This is a genomic window from Streptomyces sp. NPDC050704 (genome assembly GCF_040654355.1).
In the GTDB taxonomy this organism is placed as follows: domain Bacteria; phylum Actinomycetota; class Actinomycetes; order Streptomycetales; family Streptomycetaceae; genus Streptomyces.
On record NZ_JBFAHW010000116.1, the window covers coordinates 14,748 to 32,209 of the forward strand.

Here is a 17,462-nt window from a genome sequence, read left to right on the forward strand (position 1 = left end):
CCGCCGCCCCCAGACCCCAGCCGGTGAGCCCGTTCTCAGGCCAGGCGTCGCGCTCCGGGTGACGGCACCGCCGCGAAGACCCGGGGCGTCTTGAAGCCCGCCGCCGCGAAGGCCTCCGCCACCGCCTTGGTGACCGTGTCCGCGTCCGCGGTGTCGACGAGGACGATCGCCGAGCCGCCGAAACCGCCGCCGGTCATCCGGGCGCCAAGCGCGCCGGAGGCGTTCGCCGTGTCGACGACCAGGTCCAGCTCGGGGCAGGAGATGCGGAAGTCGTCGCGCAGCGAGGCGTGGCCCTCGGTGAGGACCGGGCCGATCGCGCGGGTGCCGCCCTGTTCCAGGAGGGCGACCACGTGCTCCACGCGGTGGTTCTCCGTGACGATGTGCTTGACCAGGCGGCGGACCTCCTCGTCGTCGAGGCGGGCGAGGGCCGCGTCCAGTTCCTCGTACGCGACGTCCCGCAGGGCGCTCACGCCGAGGGCCGCCGCGCCCGCCTCGCAGCCGGCGCGGCGCTTGCCGTACTCGCCGTCGCTGTGGGCGTGCTTGACGCGGGTGTCGACGACCAGCAGCTGCATGCCCTCGGCCGCCAGGTCGAAGGGGATCTGCCGCTGGGACAGGTCCCGGGTGTCGAGGAACAGCGCGTGGCCCTCGGTGCAGCAGGCCGAGGCGGTCTGGTCCATGATGCCGGTGGGCGCGCCCACGTAGACGTTCTCGGCGCGCTGGCACAGGCGGGCCAGCCGCGAGCGCTCCAGGCCCAGCTCGTGCAGGTCGTTGAACGCCAGCGCGGTGACGACCTCCAGGGCGGCCGACGAGGACAGGCCCGCGCCGGTCGGCACGGTCGACTCGAAGTGAACGTCGGCGCCGCCCACCGCGTGCCCGGCCTCGCGCAGCGCCCACACCACGCCGCCCACGTAGTCGGTCCAGACGCCGGGGCCGCCCGGTGCCAGGTCCGCGACGCGCAGCTCGACGGGACCGCCCTCGACGTCCGCCGAGTGCAGCCGGAGCACCCCGTCCTCGCGGCGCGCCACGGCGGCGACCGTGGTGTGCGGCAGGGCGAAGGGCATGACGAAACCGTCGTTGTAGTCGGTGTGTTCACCGATCAGGTTGACCCGCCCCGGCGCCGCCCAGACGCCCTCGGGGGCGCGCCCGAACAGTTCCTCGAACGTTGCGGCGATGCTCACGAGCCACTCTCCATGTGCTGCGCGAACGCCCACGCGTCCGCGACGATCCCCGCGAGATCCGCGCGGGACGGGTTCCAGCCGAGCCGGTCGCGGGCGGTGGCCGCCGAGGCCACCAGGACCGCCGGGTCGCCGCCGCGGCGCGGGGCCGTCACCTCGGGAATCGGGTGTCCGGTCACCTGGCGCACCGTCTCGATGACCTCGCGGACGGAGAACCCGTTGCCGTTGCCGAGGTTGCAGATCAGGTGCTCGCCCGCGGTGGCCGCCTCGACGGCCAGCAGGTGCGCCTCGGCCAGGTCCGCGACGTGGATGTAGTCGCGGATGCAGGTTCCGTCCGGCGTCGGGTAGTCGTCGCCGAAGACCGAGATGGCGTCCCGGCGGCCCTGCGCGACCTGCAGCACCAGCGGAATCAGGTGCGTCTCGGGGTCGTGCCGCTCACCGCAACTGCCGTACGCGCCCGCCACGTTGAAGTAGCGCAGGGAGACCGCGCCGAGCCCGTGGGCCGCCGCCTCGCCGGTGATCATGTGGTCGACGGCGAGCTTCGACGCGCCGTACGGGTTCGTCGGGGAGGTCGGGGCGGACTCGACGATCGGGGTCGTCTCCGGCTCGCCGTACGTCGCCGCCGTGGACGAGAAGACCAGCTTGCGCACGTCCGCCGAGCGCATCGCGGCCAGCAGGGCCATCGTCCCGCCGACGTTGTTGTCCCAGTACTTCTCGGGCTTCACGACGGACTCGCCGACCTGCGAGAACGCGGCGAAGTGCAGCACGGCGTCGAAGGAGGAGTCCAGCCACTTGGCCGCGTCCCGGATGTCGCCCTCGATGAAGGAAGCACCCGCCGGGACGCCCTCGCGGAAGCCGGTGGAGAGGTTGTCGAGGACGACGACCTCGTGGCCGGCTTCCAGCAGGTGCTGTGCGACCACGCTGCCCACATAGCCCGCACCGCCGGTGACCAGGTACTTCCCACTCATGAACTCGCTACCTCTCGCAGTCGCTGGGCCGCGGACTCCGGCGGCACGTCGTTGATGAACACGTTCATGCCGGATTCGGAACCCGCGAGGAACTTCAGCTTGCCGGGTGTCCGGCGGATGGTGAAAAGCTCGAGGTGGAGCGCGAAGTCCTCCCGCACCACACCGTCGAACTCCTCCAGTGTGCCGAACGGCGCCTGGTGCCAGGCGGAGATGTACGGCGTCGCGGATTCACCTTCACCGAAAATCCGGTCGAAGCGCCTCAAGAGTTCCAGATAGACCTTGGGGAACTCTGTGCGAGCCCCCTCGTCGAGGCCGAGCAGGTCGGGCACCCGGTGGCGCGGGTACAGGTGCACCTCGTAGGGCCAGTGCGCCGCGAACGGCACGAAGGCCACCCAGTGCTCGGTCTCCAGGACGATCCGCTCACCGGCCAGCTCCTGGGCGAGGACCTCGTCGAAGAGGTTCTCCCCGCCCGTCGCCTCCTTGTGCGCGGCCAGCGACCGCAACATCAGTGCCGTACGAGGCGTGGTGAACGGGTAAGCGTAGATCTGCCCGTGCGGATGTCCGAGCGTCACACCGATCTCGGCGCCGCGGTTCTCGAAACAGAACACCTGCTCCACGGAGGGGAGATGGGACAGCTCGGCGGTGCGGTCGGTCCACGCGTCCAGGACCAGACCGGCCTGCTCCTCGGTCAGGTCGGCGAACGACGCGTCGTGGTCCGAGGTGAAACAGACGACCTCGCAGCGGCCCGAGTCCCCGGCCAGCGACGGGAAGCGGTTCTCAAAGACGGCGACGTCGTACGAGGAGTCCGGGATCTCGCTCAGCCGGTCGCCCTCGGAGGGGCACAGCGGGCACTCGTTCGCCGGCGGGTGGTAGGTGCGCCCCTGGCGGTGCGAGGCGATGGCCACCGAGTCGCCGAGGAGCGGATCCCGGCGTACCTCCGATGTGGTGACCGTCCGGTCGAGCGGGCGCCGGTCCACCGCGTCGCGCACCGTGTCGTCGCGCAGGTCGTAGTAGATGAGCTCGCGACCGTCGGCCAGCCGGGTCGAGGTCTTCTTCACGCCGGATTCTCCATCCGTACCCGATCAAACCATTGAAACAGAACCAAACACATTAAACCACAAACCCCCACGCCAAGCACCATCACAACCAAACAAAGAACACCAACCAAAGTGAGCACTGTATGCAGACCCCCACATACCTGGCGGCGGAGCTGCGGCTTCCCACCAACTGGCTCGACTACACGATCCTGGCGATCTACTTCGTCGTGGTCCTGGGCATCGGCTTCGCCGCCCGCCGCTCGGTGAAGACCAGTCTCGACTTCTTCCTCTCCGGGCGCTCGCTGCCCGCCTGGGTGACCGGCCTCGCGTTCATCGCCGCCAACCTGGGTGCCACCGAGATCCTGGGCATGGCGGCCAACAGCGCCCAGTACGGCGTCTACACCACGCACTGGTACTGGATCGGCGCCATCCCGGCCATGGTCTTCCTCGGCCTGGTGATGATGCCCTTCTACTACGGGTCGAAGGTCCGGTCCGTCCCCGAGTTCCTGCTGCTGCGCTTCGACAAGGGCGCGCACCTGCTGAGCTCGGTCCTGTTCGCCTTCGCCGCGATCCTGATCGCCGGGGTGAACCTCTACGCCCTCGCCATCGTCGTCGAGGCGCTGCTCGGCTGGCCGGAGTGGGTGTCGATCGTCGTCGCGGGCGCCTTCGTGCTCGGGTACATCACCCTCGGCGGCCTGTCCTCCGCGATCTACAACGAGGTGCTCCAGTTCTTCGTCATCCTCGCCGCGCTCATCCCGATCACCGTGCTCGGCCTGAAGAAGGTCGGCGGCTGGGACGGCCTGTCGGACTCCCTGACCGAGAGCCGCGGCGGCGACTTCGTCACGGCGTGGGGCGGCACCGGCATCGGCAGCGACAACCCGCTCGGCGCCAACTGGCTGACCATCGTCCTCGGCCTCGGCTTCGTGCTCTCCTTCGGCTACTGGACGACGAACTTCGCCGAGGTGCAGCGCGCCCTGTCCGCGAAGAACATGTCCGCCGGGCAGCGCACCCCGCTGATCGCCGCGTTCCCGAAGATCTTCATCGTCTTCCTGGTGATGATCCCGGGCCTGGTCGCGGCCGTGCTCGTACCGAAGATCGGGACCCCCGGCTCCGACCTCCAGTACAACGACGCGATCCCCTACCTGATGGAGGACCTGCTCCCCAACGGCGTGCTCGGCATCGCGGTGACGGGCCTGCTGGCGGCCTTCATGGCGGGCATGGCGGCCAACATCTCGTCCTTCAACACCGTCTTCACCAACGACATCTGGGGGAGGTACGTGGAGAAGGGCCGCGACGACGCGTACTACGTGCGGTTCGGGCGGCTGATCACGGCGATCGGCGTGCTTGCGTCCGTCGGCACGGCGTTCCTGGCCTCCTCCTTCTCCAACATCATGAGCTACCTCCAGACGCTGTTCTCCTTCTTCAACGTGCCGATGTTCGTCGTCTTCATCATCGGCATGTTCTGGAAGCGGGCGTCCATGAAGTCCGGCTTCTGGGGGCTGTTGGCCGGCACGACGGCCGCGATGGTCAACTACTTCGTCCTGTACAAGCAGGACGTCATCGACATCCCCTCCGACCAGGGCGCCAACTTCGTCTCCGCGATCGCGGGCTTCGTGGCCGGTGCGGTGGTCATGGTCGCCGTCTCGCTCTTCACCGCCCCGAAACCGACGGCGGACCTCCAGGGCCTGGTGTACGGCACCACCTCACCCGGTATGGAGGAGCCGCCCGCGAAGGGCGACGACGCCTGGTACCGCAAGCCGGCGCTGCTCGGCTGGGGCGCCGTGATCCTGGCCGCCGCCTGCTACATCCCGTTCTCGTTCTGACCGCCCGGAGGATCGATAACCCATGTCCGAGCACTCTGAATACTCCGAGCGCGACGTCCATCGCGAAGTCACCGAACTGCAGGGCAAGTCGGCCACCGCCGCCCGCCTCTTCGACATCCGGCGGATCATCGGCGGCCTGTTCGTGATCTACGGCGTGATTGTCACGATCGCCGGCATCACCGCGTCCGACGCCGACATCGACAAGGCGGAAGGCGTCAACATCAACCTCTGGACCGGCCTCGGCATGCTCGCCCTGGGCCTCTTCTTCCTGACCTGGCTGTGGCTACGCCCCACCCCACCCCCGGTCGACCCGACCCAACTCCCTGAGTAAAAGGTGATTGGAAGGTTTGGGACAATAAAACCCTGCCGAATGTGTCCCAAACCTTCCAATCCCTACTGCTCCGGGCTTGGGGTCGGGTCCGGGGTCGGGGGCGGTTGGGGGGGCTGGATCGGGCCCGCCCGGTCCAGGAGGCCCGTGCGCGCCGCCAGGGCGGCCGCCTCCAGCCTCGATCCCACGCCCAGCTTCATCAGGACTCGCTGGACGTGCGTCCGGGCGGTGCTGGGCGCTATGCCCATGCCGGCCGCGATGAGGCGCGTATCCTCACCGTCGGCCACTCTCACCAGTACCTCGACCTCCCGGGGCGTCAGCATCTGGAGCAGCCGCTGGCCCTCGTCGTCGGGCTGGGCCGCCGGGTTGAGGAGCTCGCTGAAGGCCCCCTGCAGGAGCTGCGGGGCTACCGCCGCCTCGCCCGCCCGGGCCTTCATGATGGCCCGCTCGACGCCCTCTATCCGCTCGTCGTGCCGGACGTAACCGGACGCCCCGGCGGCGAATGCGGCGGCGATTCCCCGCGGGTTGGGCACCGGTCCGAGGACCAGCACCGCGACCTGCGGGCGCTCCCGCTTGATCTTCACCACCGGGTCGAAGATGCCCGGTTCGGCGGGCGTGGCCGTGCCTATCAGGCACACCTCCGGCGCCCTCGTGATCACCAGCTCCGCCGCTCCCGCGGCGGGTGCCGCCGCGGCCAGCACGCGGTGCCCGCGCAACTTCAAGGCCGAGGCCAACGCCTCTGCGAGCAGTCGGTGGTCGTCGACCACCATGAGCCGCACTCCCATCGAGCCCAACCCCCCAGTCCCCCCAAGGATCCCCACTGGTAACCCCATGGATAGGAGCCCCCCGGCTCTCCATGCCCCGGAAGCTACACGCTTGTTCGACGTTGCGCTTCCCCTACTGGAGAGAAGTGCCCCGGATTACCGAAATTCCTCGCATTCGCGAGCGATGGGGGGTACGCGCACGGTCCCGCCCCTGAGCAGGGACGGGACCGTGATCGACGGACGAACAGTTGATCGGCGTACGACCCCTCGGCGGGCCTACTCGGCGCCGAACCCGATCGCCGTGTACTCCTTCTCGCCCTCGGTGTACGGCTTGCTGATCAGGTCCTGGCCCATGAACAGCCGACCGCCGGTGTAGAGCAGCTCCGAGCTCTTGGGGACCATGCCGCTGATCGCGTCGCGGACCTGCTCGGTGGCCGGGGTCTCCAGGAGCTTGGTCTCCTTGAAGCTCCGGCCGTCGATGGAGACGACCTGCGACCCCTTGTCGTAGGGGCCGCTCTTGTACGCGATGAGGTTGCCGCCGTCCATCCGGACCGGGAAGATCTCGTAGCCGTCGCCGGCGTCGGCCCGCTCGCCGGTGGTCTTTCCGGTGGCCAGCGAGAAGGCGACGATCTCGTTGGTCCGGCTGTACTGCTTGGTGCCCTCGTGCTGCTTGGTCGGCACGTACAGCTTGTCGTTGCCGACCGCGATCGCCTTGCAGGAGTGGACCTCGCCGACACCGCAGTCGTGCTCGTACGCGCCGTCCTCAAGGGTGATCTTGATCCGCAGCTTGCCGCTGTCGTCCAGCGAGAAGATGTCCGTGGCGCCGGAGGAGGTGATCTCGTCCGAGTCGACGCCGAAGACGACCGGCTTGGTGGAGATCACCTTCGCGTTGTCGATGCCGGTGGGGAGCTTGTAACTCCACTTGACGCTGCCCGTCTTCGGGTCGAGCAGCTGGACCTCGTACTTCTCGTTGCCGAACTCACCGCACTTGCGGACGGCCACCAGCTGCTCGCCGCCCGCGTAGCCGACGTCCTCGCACTCGGAGACCTTCGGCTGCCACAGGACCTTGCCGGACGTGAGGTCGAAGGCGGCACCGCCGCTGAGGCCGGCTCCGGCCGCGACCGTGGTGCCGGTGATGGTGACTTCCTTGAACGCGGCCTTCCCGCTGCCGCCGGGGGCGATGGACTTCGTCCACAGCTTCTTGCCGGTGTTCAGGTTGAAGGCGGTGACCTGGGTGCACTGCGGGTACTTGTTGGCCTTGGTGCGCTCGGCCTCCTCGGCGACCACCACGGCGACGCCGTCCTTGGTGATCTCGGGGGAACCGGCACAGGTCAGGCCGCTCAGCGGCAGGGTCCAGGACTCCTTGCCGGTGGCCGGGTCGTAGCCGATGATCTCGCGGACGCCCGACTTGGCGTACACCTTGTCCGTCAGCCAGGAGCCCGCCACGCTCCAGACGTCCTTCTTGGGCACCTCGGGCGCGGGCACCTGGAAGAGGACCTTGGCGCTGGTGCTGGACGGCACCTTCTCCGAGCCGCCGCCCCCGCCGGCGACGTCGTCGCCGCTGTCGTCGCCCTTGCCGTCCTTGCCGTCCTTGCCGTCCGTGCCGCCGGGTCCCGCGGAGGTGTCCTTGTCGTCGTCCTTGCCGGACGAGTTCGCGTACAGGACACCGCCGCCGACGATGAGGGCGATCGCCACGACGGCCGCGACGATGATCGCGATCTGCGCGTTGAACTTACGGCCGCCCTGGGGCACCTGCGGCGGCATCGGCATGGTGCCCGGCTGCGGATAGCCGTACGGGGGCTGCTGGCCGGGGTAGCCGTAGCCGGGCTGGCCGGGCGGCGGGGTCTGGGGGGCTCCCTGGGGGTAGCCGTACGGCTGCTGTGCGGGCGCGGCCGGCGGCGGGGTCTGCGGCGGCCCCTGCGGGTAGCCGTATCCCGGCTGCTGCTGCGGCTGCTGCGGCGGGGCGGCCGGCGGCGGAGTGGGCGCGCCGAAGCCGCCGGGCGGCGGGTCCTGGGGCGCGCCGAAGCCGCCTCCCTGGGGCGGTTGACCGGGCGGCGGGGGCGGCGGCTGGCTCATGGCGTGAGTACCTCGGATACGAAGGGGACGAAGGTCTGGTGTGCGCGCACGGACGGCGGCGGAAGCCGACCGGGAAGGTGGCGGCGAAGGTGAAGGTGAGGGACCGGCCGGGTCACTTGCCGAAGGCCAGCATCAACTTCTCCTTCGTGTCGTCGTTGCCCGTCAGCCGGGTGGTGGAGAGGTAGAAGCGCCCGTCCACGTAGTCGACGGCCTTCGAGAAGAAGCCGTTCTCGATGTCCGCGGTGCCCTGCGGGTTCTGCAGCAGCTTCTTCGGCGTGTGCGAACCGCCGCCGGTCGGGATCGAGACGATCCGGCCGCCCGCGTCGTAGGAGGGCTGCACGTACGCGATCAGGTTCGTGCCGTCCATCTTCAGCGGCATCATCGACTCGTCCGCCGGGGACTTGGTGCGCCACTTCTCCTTGCCGGTCTCCAGGCTGATCGCGACGACCTCGTTCGCGCCGCTCTTCGCCTCGGTCGGCAGGTAGAGGGTGTTGGCGTCGGCCGCGACGCCCGAGCAGCCCTCCAGGTCACGCGAGAGGATCGCCCAGCCGCACTCCGGCGCGAACGACTCGTCGACGTCGACCTGCGAGCGGGCCGTGCCGTCGTTCTTCAGCGCGGTGACGTTCCACTGCTTCTTGTCCTCGTTGGTGAGGTAGAGGACGACCGGGTCGACGGAGTAGGCCCGCTCGACGCGCCAGCCCTTGGGGATCGGCTTGGTCCACTTGGCCTTGCCGGTCTTCGGGTCGAGCTCCTGGACCTCGTCGTGCTCGTTGTCGCCGCCGGCGCCGCAGGACGAGACGGCGAGGATCTTGGCGCCGCCCGTGAAGGCGGACGGGAAGCAGGCCGGGTCGTACCTCTTCTTTTCCCACAGCTTGTCGCCGGTCCTGACGTCGTAGCCCACTCCGGACTGGCCGCGGCCGACCACCAGTGTGTCGCCGCTGATGTTCAGTCCGACGCTCAGCGCGCTGTCGAAGAGCTCGCCGTCCGCGACCTCCTCGGTCCAGCCCTTCTCACCGGTGTTGAGGTCGATCTGCACCAGCCGGTTGCACTCGGCGGTGTCCTTGGTGCCTTCCTTGTACGCCACGACGACCTTGTCGTCGGCCGTCTTCTGCGTGCTGACCGCGCAGATCTTCTGCGGCATCGTGATCGCGGGCCAGGTGGGCTTGCCGTCACTCACGTTGTAGGCGAAGACCTGCTTGTACGCGGCCTTCACGGCGGCCTTGTCGGTGACCCACATGCCGGGGGCGTCGGCGCCGGAACCGGGCGCGTCGGGCGCCTCCTTGTACCAGAGCACCTTCGACTCGCCCGCCTGGCGGCCCGCGTTGAGGTCCTCGGGGTCCGCGCCGCCCTCGCCCTCGCCGTCACCCGGGTTGACCGGGGCGTCCGAGGCGTCCGAGCCGGACGGCTTGGCGTCCTGGCTCCCCTCGGCTACGGGCTTCTTGTCGTCACCGGTGCCGGAGACGGCCCACACGGTGCCGCCGATGACGAGCGCCGCGGCCACCGCCGCCCCGATGATCATCGCGGGCCTGCCCCTCAACCCGCCCCGCGGGCCGCCGGGCGGAGTCCCGGGCGCGCCCGGGAACTGCGGCGGCTGCTGCGGGTACACATAGCCGGGCTGCTGACCGTAGGGCCCGGTCTGCGGCTGCTGGCCGTACGGACCGGGCTGCGGCTGACCGTACGGGCCGGGCTGGGTGTAGGGCCCCGGCTGCTGGCCGTAGGGGCCGGGCTGGCCGTACGGGGCGGGCTGCTGGGGATAGCCGTAGCCGGGCCCCGGCGGAGTCTGCGGGACACCCTGCGGAGGCGGCGGAGTCCCCGGAGCGCCCTGCGGGGGCGGCGGTGACAGGTCCGGCGGCGGAGGCGTGGCTCCCGCCGGATCCTGCGGAGGGCCGAAGCCCCCCTGCGGCGGCGGGTCCTGCGGAGCGAATCCGCCCTGCGGCGGCTGGTCGGGCGGCTGAGTCATCAGCGCGTTCCCCCTCGTACGTAATCACTGATTTTTAGCCATGCCCTGTAGTACGCACCGCAGTAGGCGGTGTACTCACAGTGGTTGTCAGACTGCCCAAGAGTGTTCTCAGACGGCTCTTTCTATCACCCTGACGCGCTCGAACACCGGGCCGGTTCCCCCCTGTTTCCAAGGGAGGACCGGCCCGTGATGCCCTCGTTATGCTCCTTCACGCAGCCTTCACGCGTCGTCTGCGAGCTCCAGCCAGCGCATCTCCAGGTCCTCGCGCTCGGTGGCCAGTTCCCGCAGTTGGCCGTCCAGTTTCGCCACCTTCTCGAAGTCCGTGGAGTTGTCGGCGATCTGGGTGTGCAGCCTGCTCTCCTTCTCGGAGATCTTGTCCAGCTGCCGCTCGATCTTCTGGAGTTCCTTCTTCGCGGCGCGGGCGTCGGCGGCGGAGACACCGGACTTCCCGGCCGGCTGCCCGGCCGCGGGCGAGGCGGCCGCCGCGGCCGCCTCCATCTTGTGCCGCCGCTCCAGGTACTCGTCGATCCCGCGCGGCAGCATCCGCAGCGTGGCGTCGCCGAGCAGCGCGAAGACCCGGTCCGTCGTCCGCTCGATGAAGAACCGGTCGTGGGAGATCACGACCATCGAACCGGGCCAGCCGTCGAGCACGTCCTCCAGCTGGGTGAGGGTCTCGATGTCGAGGTCGTTCGTCGGCTCGTCGAGGAAGAGGACGTTCGGCTCGTCCATCAGCAGCCGCAGCAACTGGAGCCGTCGGCGCTCACCACCGCTCAGGTCCCCGACCGGCGTCCACTGCTTCTCCTTGCCGAAGCCGAAGGTCTCGCAGAGCTGGCCGGCGGTCATCTCGCGCCCCTTGCCGAGGTCGACCCGGTCGCGGACCGCCTGGACGGCCTGCAGCACCCGCCAGGTGGGGTCGAGCTCGGCGACCTCCTGGGAGAGGTAGGCGAGCTTCACGGTCTTGCCGACCGCGATCCGGCCCGCGGTGGGCTGGATGTCGCCCTCGGAGCGCGCGGCCTCCGTCATGGCCCGCAGCAGCGAGGTCTTGCCTGACCCGTTCACGCCGACGAGACCGATCCGGTCGCCCGGGCCGAGCTGCCAGGTCAGGTGCTTGAGCAGCACCTTGGGCCCGGCCTGCACGGTGACGTCCTTCAGGTCGAAGACGGTCTTGCCGAGCCGGGAGGAGGCGAACTTCATCAGCTCGCCGCTGTCGCGGGGCGGCGGCACGTCGGCGATCAGCTCGTTGGCGGCCTCGACCCGGAAGCGCGGCTTGGACGTCCGGGCGGGGGCGCCCCGCCGCAGCCAGGCCAGCTCCTTGCGCACCAGGTTCTGCCGCTTGACCTCCTCGGTCGCGGCGATCCGCTCCCGCTCGGCCCGCGCGAAGACGTAGTCGGTGTAGCCGCCCTCGTACTCGTAGACATCGCCCTTCTGCACGTCCCACATGCGCGTGCAGACCTGGTCCAGGAACCACCGGTCGTGGGTGACGCAGACGAGGGCGGAGCGCCGCTGGCTCAGATGCTGCGCGAGCCAGGCGATGCCTTCCACATCGAGGTGGTTGGTGGGCTCGTCGAGGATGATCAGGTCCTGCTCCTCGATGAGCAGCTTGGCCAGCGCGATACGCCGCCGCTCACCGCCGGAGAGCGGTCCGATGACGGTGTCGAGCCCCTGCGGGAAGCCCGGCATGTCGAGCCCGCCGAACAGGCCCGTCAGTACGTCCCTGATCTTGGCGTTGCCCGCCCACTCGTGGTCGGCCATGTCCCGGATGACCTCGTGGCGGACGGTGGCCTCGGGGTCGAGGGAGTCGTGCTGGGTGAGCACGCCGAGGTGCAGGCCGCCCGAGTGCGTGACGCGCCCGGTGTCGGCCTCCTCCAGCTTGGCGAGCAGCCGGATCAGCGTGGTCTTGCCGTCACCGTTGCGCCCGACCACCCCGATCCGGTCCCCCTCGGACACGCCGAGGGAGACACCGTCGAGCAGGGCACGGGTTCCGTACACCTTGCTGACTGCCTCGACATTGACCAGATTGACGGCCACTCGCACTCCTGACAGGGGGGATCGATCGACCCTCCAGGGTAATCGCCCGAGAGGATGATCTTTCCGACCCGTCCACGGGGCGGCACCCGAGCCCCGAAGGGGCGCGGGGAACTGCGCGCCCAGCCCCCACAAACCCGCAGCCGACACACGACCCCTCGCGCGGAGCCCTACCTCCGGCGAGGTATCAACGCAGAAGCCGGCGCCAAAGAACGCCCACCCACACCGACCTCAGCCAGCGCACCATCCCGTATCAGGCTCTCCGGAATCAGCACGGACGCCATGACCCCACCACTCACCGACGACCGCAGCCCGACCGTCAGCCCCTGCCGCTCAGCAAGCCGGTTCACCACGAACAGCCCGATCTGCCTGGCATCCAGCAGGTCGACCTTCTCCGACCGGATCTTGCGGTTGGCCTCGGCCATCGCGTCCTCCTTCATACCGAAGCCACTGTCCTCGACCTCGATGAGGAGGCCGCCGCGGGCCGGCGCGGCCCGCAACTGCACCTTGGTGCTCGGCGGCGAGTAGACCGCGGCGTTCTCGACGAGCTCGGCGAGCAGGTGGATGACGTCGGCGACCGAACCGCCCGCGACGGAGACGCGGGGCGCCGACCAGATCTGCACGCGGCCGGCGTCCTCGGTCTCGGCAACGGCGGCACGCAGCACGTCAGGCAGCGGGACCGGGTCGCGCCAGCCGCGGCCGGGCGCGATGCCGGAGAGGATGAGCAGACTCTCGGAGTGCCGGCGCATCCGGGTGGCGAGGTAGTCGATCCGGTAGAGGTCCTGGAGCTCGGCCGGGTCCCGCCGGCGCCGCTCCATGGTGTCGAGCAGGTCGAGCTGGCGGTGCAGCAGGACCTGGCTGCGGCGCGCGATGCTGACGTACACGCCGGAGATGCCGCTGAGCAGCTCGGCGCGCTCGGAGGCGGCCTTGAGCGCGGCCCGCTGGACGGCCGTGAGGGCGGTGCCGACCTGCGCGAGCTCGCCGCCGGCCAGGCCTCGCATCGGTGCCTCGGCGTCGATGTCGACGCCCTGCCCCGCGTGCAGCCGCCGCAGGGCCTGCGGCAGTCGGCGGCCGGCCACTTCGAGGGCGGAGTTGCGCAGGTCGAGGAGCTCGACGATGAGTCCGCGCCCGACGAGCACGGAGACGAGCAGCGAGAGCAGCACACCGACCAGGCCGAGCACGACGGCCACGCCGGAGACGCCGAGGGTGTCCCAGCCGAAGGCGTTCGTCCGCGAGACGGCGGCCGTTCCGGCAGCCGTCTCGGCCCTGGTCAGCCCGGTCTGGACGGCTTCCGCGGTGTCACCCCACTGCTGGAGGAAGCCCGCCGACACGGCCGAGGCTCCGGGCCCGGCGCTCTGTACGCGGTTCTCGGTGGCCCGCAGACTCTCGTAACTCCCGCTCTCCAGAACGGCCGTGTACGCGGCCCGGTGTCCGGCCCTGAGATCGGCGACCGCGGGCGCGAGCAGCCCGCGCTGGGTGGCGACGGCGCCTACGAAGAGCGCGTATTGGTCCTTGGTGAGTGTTCCGGCGGCCCGTCCCCCGGCGAGGATCGCCTGCTCCTGGGACACGGCCTCGCGGGCCCTGGCGAGTTCGAGGACGACCCGGGCCTCGGAGGCGGTGCCCGTGCGCTCCTCCCCGGTGAGCGCCCCGGTGACGGCGAAGGCGCGCTCGATCATCGCGGAGTAGGCGGAGTAGACGTCCGCGGGTTTCCTGCGGTCGCCGGTGATCTCGGTACGCAGGTCGGTGAGGCCGCCCGCGGCGGACTCCAGGCGGTCGATGCGCTTCGGCAGCGCGGAGTCGAGCAGTCCGGCGTCCGCGCTGCTCGCGTTGGCGCCGTCGAGCAGTTTCCGGGCGGCGGTGTCGGTGGCGCGGCCCGCGGTGCGCAGTTCGGCGAGGCCGGCGTTGCCGGACGCGCCGGTGTACCGCATGGCGGCGGCCCGCTCGGTCTGCACGGCGCCGACGAACGCGTCGACGGGGACGAGGAGTTCGGCGTTGACCTCCTTGGTCCGCTCGGTGTTTCCGATGCTGGAGGCGGTGGTCACCGCGGCGAAGCCCCACAGGGCCATCAGCGACACGATGGGAAGCATGAGCAGGGAGACGATCTTCGCTCGGACCGACCTGGGCCGCAGCCGGTCGGAGGTGCGTCGAACACGCATGGGGGCCTCGTTCAGGGGGGTGGGGGGAGGTACGGCTCGCCGACAGCCCAGGCGGTGGGGGCTCTGGAGGCTTCGGCGGTGGAGTGCTCAGGCAGTGGAGTGCTCAAGCAGTGGGGCGCTCAGGCGGTGGCGAGCTCGACCTGGCGGAGGAGTTCGTCGGTCGCGGCCGACTCGGCGCGCTTGCCGGTCGGGGACAGGGCCACGTACGCGGCGGCCAGGAAGAGGAAGGAGCCGAGCACGACCGCGATCGGGAAGATGAACTCGGTGGCGGTGGCGCCGGACAGCGCCGCGCTGCTCGGATCAAGAGTGATGCGGACGGCGTACATCGCGGTGTAGTGCATGCTGCTGACCGCCAGGCCCATGACGAGCGCGGCGGCGGTGGCGACGACGGGGCCGCGCACGGTGAGGCTGAGCGTGAGCGCGGCGGTCGCGGCGACGACGGCGATCACGACGGAGGCGATGACCAGGGTGGAGTCGTACCGGATCGTGCCGTGCAGGTTGAGCGCCAGCATGCCGAGGTAGTGCATGGCCGCCACGCCGAGGCCGGTGCCGAGGCCGCCGAGCAGCACGCCGCGGACGCGGGAGCGGCCGTAACCGGCGGTGAACACGCCCGCGCCGACGACGAGTACGGCGACGACCAGGCTGAGCATGGTCAGCGGGACGTCGTAGCGGATCGGTGTGCCCTCGACGCCGAAGCCGAGCATCGCGACGAAGTGCATGGTCCAGATTCCGGAGCCGATGGCGACGGAGGCCAGCAGCAGCCAGTTGCGCTTGGAGGAACCGTCGGCCTCAAGTGCCCTGACCGTGCACCGCAGTCCGAGTGCCGCACCGACGCAGGCCATCGCGTAGGACAGGACGGGGGTGACCCATCCGGCGCCGAAGTGGTCCATGTGTCCCATGGGAAACCCCTCTCGCCCGCCGCACGGCATGGCCGTACGCGCGGAAGTACCGCCGATATCAAGCCATCGGGGGGCCTGATGATGTCAGCACAAAGTGACGGCCGGACCGGGCGAAAGGGGACCAGTGGGGAGATAGCCGAGGTTCGAAGCGGAATGTGGCGGCGACTTCCACAAAGCCCGCACGGGACCCGTCGGTATGTTCGGCGCTACTTGCGGGTATGGCTTTTCGCCGGAACGTTCAGGCCGGTTGTGGGAGCTCTCAAGGCAGCGAGGCGACGAGGCGACGAGGGCAAGGTGGCGAGGCGCCGGCGGTCATCCGGGCTGCGACCTGTTCAGAGCACCGTGGCACCCGGTACGGGCCCCGCCGCGACGCGAGCCGTCCGGCAGGTACCGGAGACGACGAGCGCGTCCGCGACCTTCGCCGCCGACTCGGCGTCACGGGTCAGGAACGCGGTCGTCGGCCCCGAGCCGGAGACCAGCGCGGCCGACGCCCCCGCGGCCGTCCCCGCCGCCAACGTCCGGGCCAGCGACGGCCGGAGGGACAGCGCGGCAGCCTGCAGATCATTGGAGAGGACGTCCGCGAGCGCGGTGGCGTCCCCCTCGGCCAGCGCGTCGAGCAGCGCCCGGGACGCGACCGGCTCCGGCACCTCGATCCCCTCGTTGAGGCGGTCGAACTCCCCGTACACCGCCGGCGTCGACAGCCCCCCGTCGGCCACCGCGAACACCCAGTGGAACGTCCCCCCGACCTCGAGGACGCGCAGCTTCTCGCCCCGCCCGGTGCCGAGGGCCGCCCCGCCGACCAGGCTGAACGGCACGTCGCTGCCCAACTCGGCGCAGATGTCGAGGAGTTCGTCGCGCGAGGCGCCCGTACCCCAGAGGGCGTCGCAGGCGAGGAGCGCGCCCGCGCCGTCGGCGGAGCCGCCCGCCATGCCGCCGGCGACGGGGATGTCCTTGGCGATGTGGATGTGCACGTCGGCCGCGCGCCCGTAGCGTGCGGCCAGTTTCTCGGCCGCGCGGGCCGCCAGGTTCGTACGGTCCAGGGGGACCTGAGCGGCGTCCGGCCCCTCGCAGGTCACCCGGAGGGCGTCGGCCGGGGTCACGGTGACCTCGTCGTACAGGCCGACCGCGAGGAAGACGTTGGCGAGGTCGTGGAAGCCGTCGGTCCTGGCGCCGCCCACGGCCAGCTGCACATTGACCTTGGCCGGAACACGTACGGTCACACTCACTGCTCGGTCTCCCGGTGGTTTTCGGCCTCGGTCTCCTGCTCGTTCCCCTGCTTGTTCTCCGCGATCCGCGCGAACTCCTCCACCGTCAGGGACTCGCCGCGGGCCTGGGGCGAGACGCCCGCCGCGACGAGGGCGGCCTCGGCGGCGGGTGCCGAGCCGGCCCAGCCGGCGAGCGCGGCGCGCAGGGTCTTGCGGCGCTGAGCGAAGGCGGCGTCGACGACGGCGAAGACCTCGCGCTTCGAGGCGCTCGTCTTGACCGGCTCCTCGCGCCGCACCAGCGAGACGAGCCCGCTGTCGACGTTCGGGGCGGGCCAGAACACCTTGCGTCCGATCGACCCGGCCCGCCTGACCTCGGCGTACCAGTTCGCCTTCACGGACGGCACGCCGTACACCCTTGAGCCGGGCGGGGCGGCGAGCCGGTCGGCGACCTCCGCCTGCACCATCACGAGCGTCCGCTCGATGGTGGGGAAGGTGTCGAGCATGTGCAGCAGTACGGGGACGGCGACGTTGTACGGCAGGTTCGCGACGAGGGCCGTGGGCGGGGGGTCGTCCGGCAGGTCGCCGACACCGACCTGCATGGCGTCGGAGTGCACGAGCGTGAACCGGTCGGCGCGCTCCGGCATCCGGGCCGTGATCGTCGCGGGCAGCGCGCCCGCGAGTACGTCGTCGATCTCGACGGCGACGACCCGGTCGGCGACCTCCAGCAGGGCGAGGGTCAGGGAGCCGAGGCCCGGGCCGACCTCGACGACCACGTCCTCGGGGCGGACGTCGGCGGTGCGCACGATGCGCCGCACGGTGTTGGCGTCGATGACGAAGTTCTGGCCGCGCTGCTTGGTGGGCCGTACGCCGAGGGCTGCCGCGAGTTCGCGGATGTCGGCGGGGCCCAGGAGGGCGTCGGGGGTGGGGCTGGTCACCCACCAAGGGTACGGGTCCCGTCCCGGGGGGGGGGGGGGGCGCGCCCCCCGCGGCAGTGGTGTCGGGGGGGGCGGAGGGGGGCCACCCCCGCCGCGCGCCCGCAGCCAGAC

The 17,462-nt window shown here is 70.6% G+C and carries 13 protein-coding genes; 2 read left to right on the forward strand and 11 right to left on the reverse strand.

Going from position 1 to position 17,462, the window contains the following annotated elements; genetic code table 11:
• Window positions 1–35: 35 nt before the first annotated feature.
• The 3 genes from galK to galT are packed head-to-tail and all read right to left on the reverse strand — an operon-like array spanning window position 36 to window position 3,201.
• A complete protein-coding gene (galK, locus tag AB0I18_RS42045) occupies window positions 36–1,178 on the reverse strand; it encodes a galactokinase (RefSeq protein ID WP_363111041.1) in 1,143 nt (380 codons plus the stop codon).
• Window positions 1,175–2,143 (reverse strand): UDP-glucose 4-epimerase GalE, encoded by a 969-nt coding sequence (galE, locus tag AB0I18_RS42050; protein ID WP_363111042.1) that lies wholly within the window; start codon window positions 2,141–2,143, stop codon window positions 1,175–1,177. The genes galK and galE overlap by 4 nt, the downstream gene beginning before the upstream one ends.
• Window positions 2,140–3,201, reverse strand: a complete 1,062-nt coding sequence (galT, locus tag AB0I18_RS42055) for a galactose-1-phosphate uridylyltransferase (RefSeq protein ID WP_363111043.1) — start codon at window positions 3,199–3,201, stop codon at window positions 2,140–2,142. The genes galE and galT overlap by 4 nt, the downstream gene beginning before the upstream one ends.
• 122 nt (window positions 3,202–3,323) lie before the next feature.
• Here galT and AB0I18_RS42060 point away from each other — a divergent pair, with 122 nt between their 5' ends.
• On the forward strand, window positions 3,324–5,003 hold the full coding sequence (locus AB0I18_RS42060; protein WP_363111044.1) for a sodium:solute symporter family protein: 1,680 nt from the start codon (window positions 3,324–3,326) through the stop codon (window positions 5,001–5,003).
• Window positions 5,004–5,025: 22 nt separating this feature from the next.
• Window positions 5,026–5,334 (forward strand): hypothetical protein, encoded by a 309-nt coding sequence (locus AB0I18_RS42065; RefSeq protein WP_363111045.1) that lies wholly within the window; start codon window positions 5,026–5,028, stop codon window positions 5,332–5,334.
• 62 nt (window positions 5,335–5,396) lie between these two features.
• Here the strand turns inward: AB0I18_RS42065 and AB0I18_RS42070 are convergent, their stop codons facing one another.
• The 8 genes from AB0I18_RS42070 to rsmA all read right to left on the reverse strand — a co-directional run bounded on the left by AB0I18_RS42070 (window position 5,397) and on the right by rsmA (window position 17,351).
• A complete protein-coding gene (locus AB0I18_RS42070; RefSeq protein ID WP_363111046.1) occupies window positions 5,397–6,116 on the reverse strand; it encodes a LuxR C-terminal-related transcriptional regulator in 720 nt (239 codons plus the stop codon).
• Between the two features lie 255 nt (window positions 6,117–6,371).
• The gene (locus tag AB0I18_RS42075; protein ID WP_363111047.1) at window positions 6,372–8,171 is read right to left on the reverse strand and encodes a PQQ-binding-like beta-propeller repeat protein; all 1,800 of its coding nucleotides are present in this window, start codon (window positions 8,169–8,171) and stop codon (window positions 6,372–6,374) included.
• A 112-nt stretch (window positions 8,172–8,283) separates the two neighbouring features.
• A complete protein-coding gene (locus AB0I18_RS42080) occupies window positions 8,284–10,131 on the reverse strand; it encodes a PQQ-binding-like beta-propeller repeat protein (RefSeq protein WP_363111048.1) in 1,848 nt (615 codons plus the stop codon).
• 219 nt (window positions 10,132–10,350) lie between these two features.
• Entirely contained in the window at window positions 10,351–12,159 is a 1,809-nt protein-coding gene (locus AB0I18_RS42085; protein WP_363111049.1) for an ABC-F family ATP-binding cassette domain-containing protein, read from the reverse strand.
• A 167-nt stretch (window positions 12,160–12,326) separates the two neighbouring features.
• Complete coding sequence (locus AB0I18_RS42090) at window positions 12,327–14,312, reverse strand: nitrate- and nitrite sensing domain-containing protein (RefSeq protein ID WP_363111050.1); 1,986 nt, start codon at window positions 14,310–14,312, stop codon at window positions 12,327–12,329.
• 119 nt (window positions 14,313–14,431) lie between these two features.
• Complete coding sequence (locus AB0I18_RS42095) at window positions 14,432–15,211, reverse strand: MHYT domain-containing protein (protein WP_363111051.1); 780 nt, start codon at window positions 15,209–15,211, stop codon at window positions 14,432–14,434.
• Window positions 15,212–15,543: 332 nt separating this feature from the next.
• Window positions 15,544–16,437: a 4-(cytidine 5'-diphospho)-2-C-methyl-D-erythritol kinase gene (locus AB0I18_RS42100; protein WP_363111052.1), complete on the reverse strand. Its 894-nt coding sequence runs from the start codon at window positions 16,435–16,437 to the stop codon at window positions 15,544–15,546.
• Window positions 16,434–17,351, reverse strand: a complete 918-nt coding sequence (gene rsmA / locus AB0I18_RS42105) for a 16S rRNA (adenine(1518)-N(6)/adenine(1519)-N(6))-dimethyltransferase RsmA (RefSeq protein ID WP_363111053.1) — start codon at window positions 17,349–17,351, stop codon at window positions 16,434–16,436. The genes AB0I18_RS42100 and rsmA overlap by 4 nt, the downstream gene beginning before the upstream one ends.
• Window positions 17,352–17,462 lie beyond the last annotated feature (111 nt).

Coding starts and splice junctions, on each gene's coding strand:
- AB0I18_RS42070 (WP_363111046.1), bottom strand. CDS start 6,116: ATGGGAGTGCGGCTCATGGTGGTCGACGACCACCGACTGCTCGCAGAG.
- AB0I18_RS42065 (WP_363111045.1), top strand. CDS start 5,026: ATGTCCGAGCACTCTGAATACTCCGAGCGCGACGTCCATCGCGAAGTC.
- AB0I18_RS42075 (WP_363111047.1), bottom strand. CDS start 8,171: ATGAGCCAGCCGCCGCCCCCGCCGCCCGGTCAACCGCCCCAGGGAGGC.
- AB0I18_RS42095 (WP_363111051.1), bottom strand. CDS start 15,211: ATGGGACACATGGACCACTTCGGCGCCGGATGGGTCACCCCCGTCCTG.
- galE (WP_363111042.1), bottom strand. CDS start 2,143: ATGAGTGGGAAGTACCTGGTCACCGGCGGTGCGGGCTATGTGGGCAGC.
- AB0I18_RS42090 (WP_363111050.1), bottom strand. CDS start 14,312: ATGCGTGTTCGACGCACCTCCGACCGGCTGCGGCCCAGGTCGGTCCGA.
- AB0I18_RS42060 (WP_363111044.1), top strand. CDS start 3,324: ATGCAGACCCCCACATACCTGGCGGCGGAGCTGCGGCTTCCCACCAAC.
- AB0I18_RS42080 (WP_363111048.1), bottom strand. CDS start 10,131: ATGACTCAGCCGCCCGACCAGCCGCCGCAGGGCGGATTCGCTCCGCAG.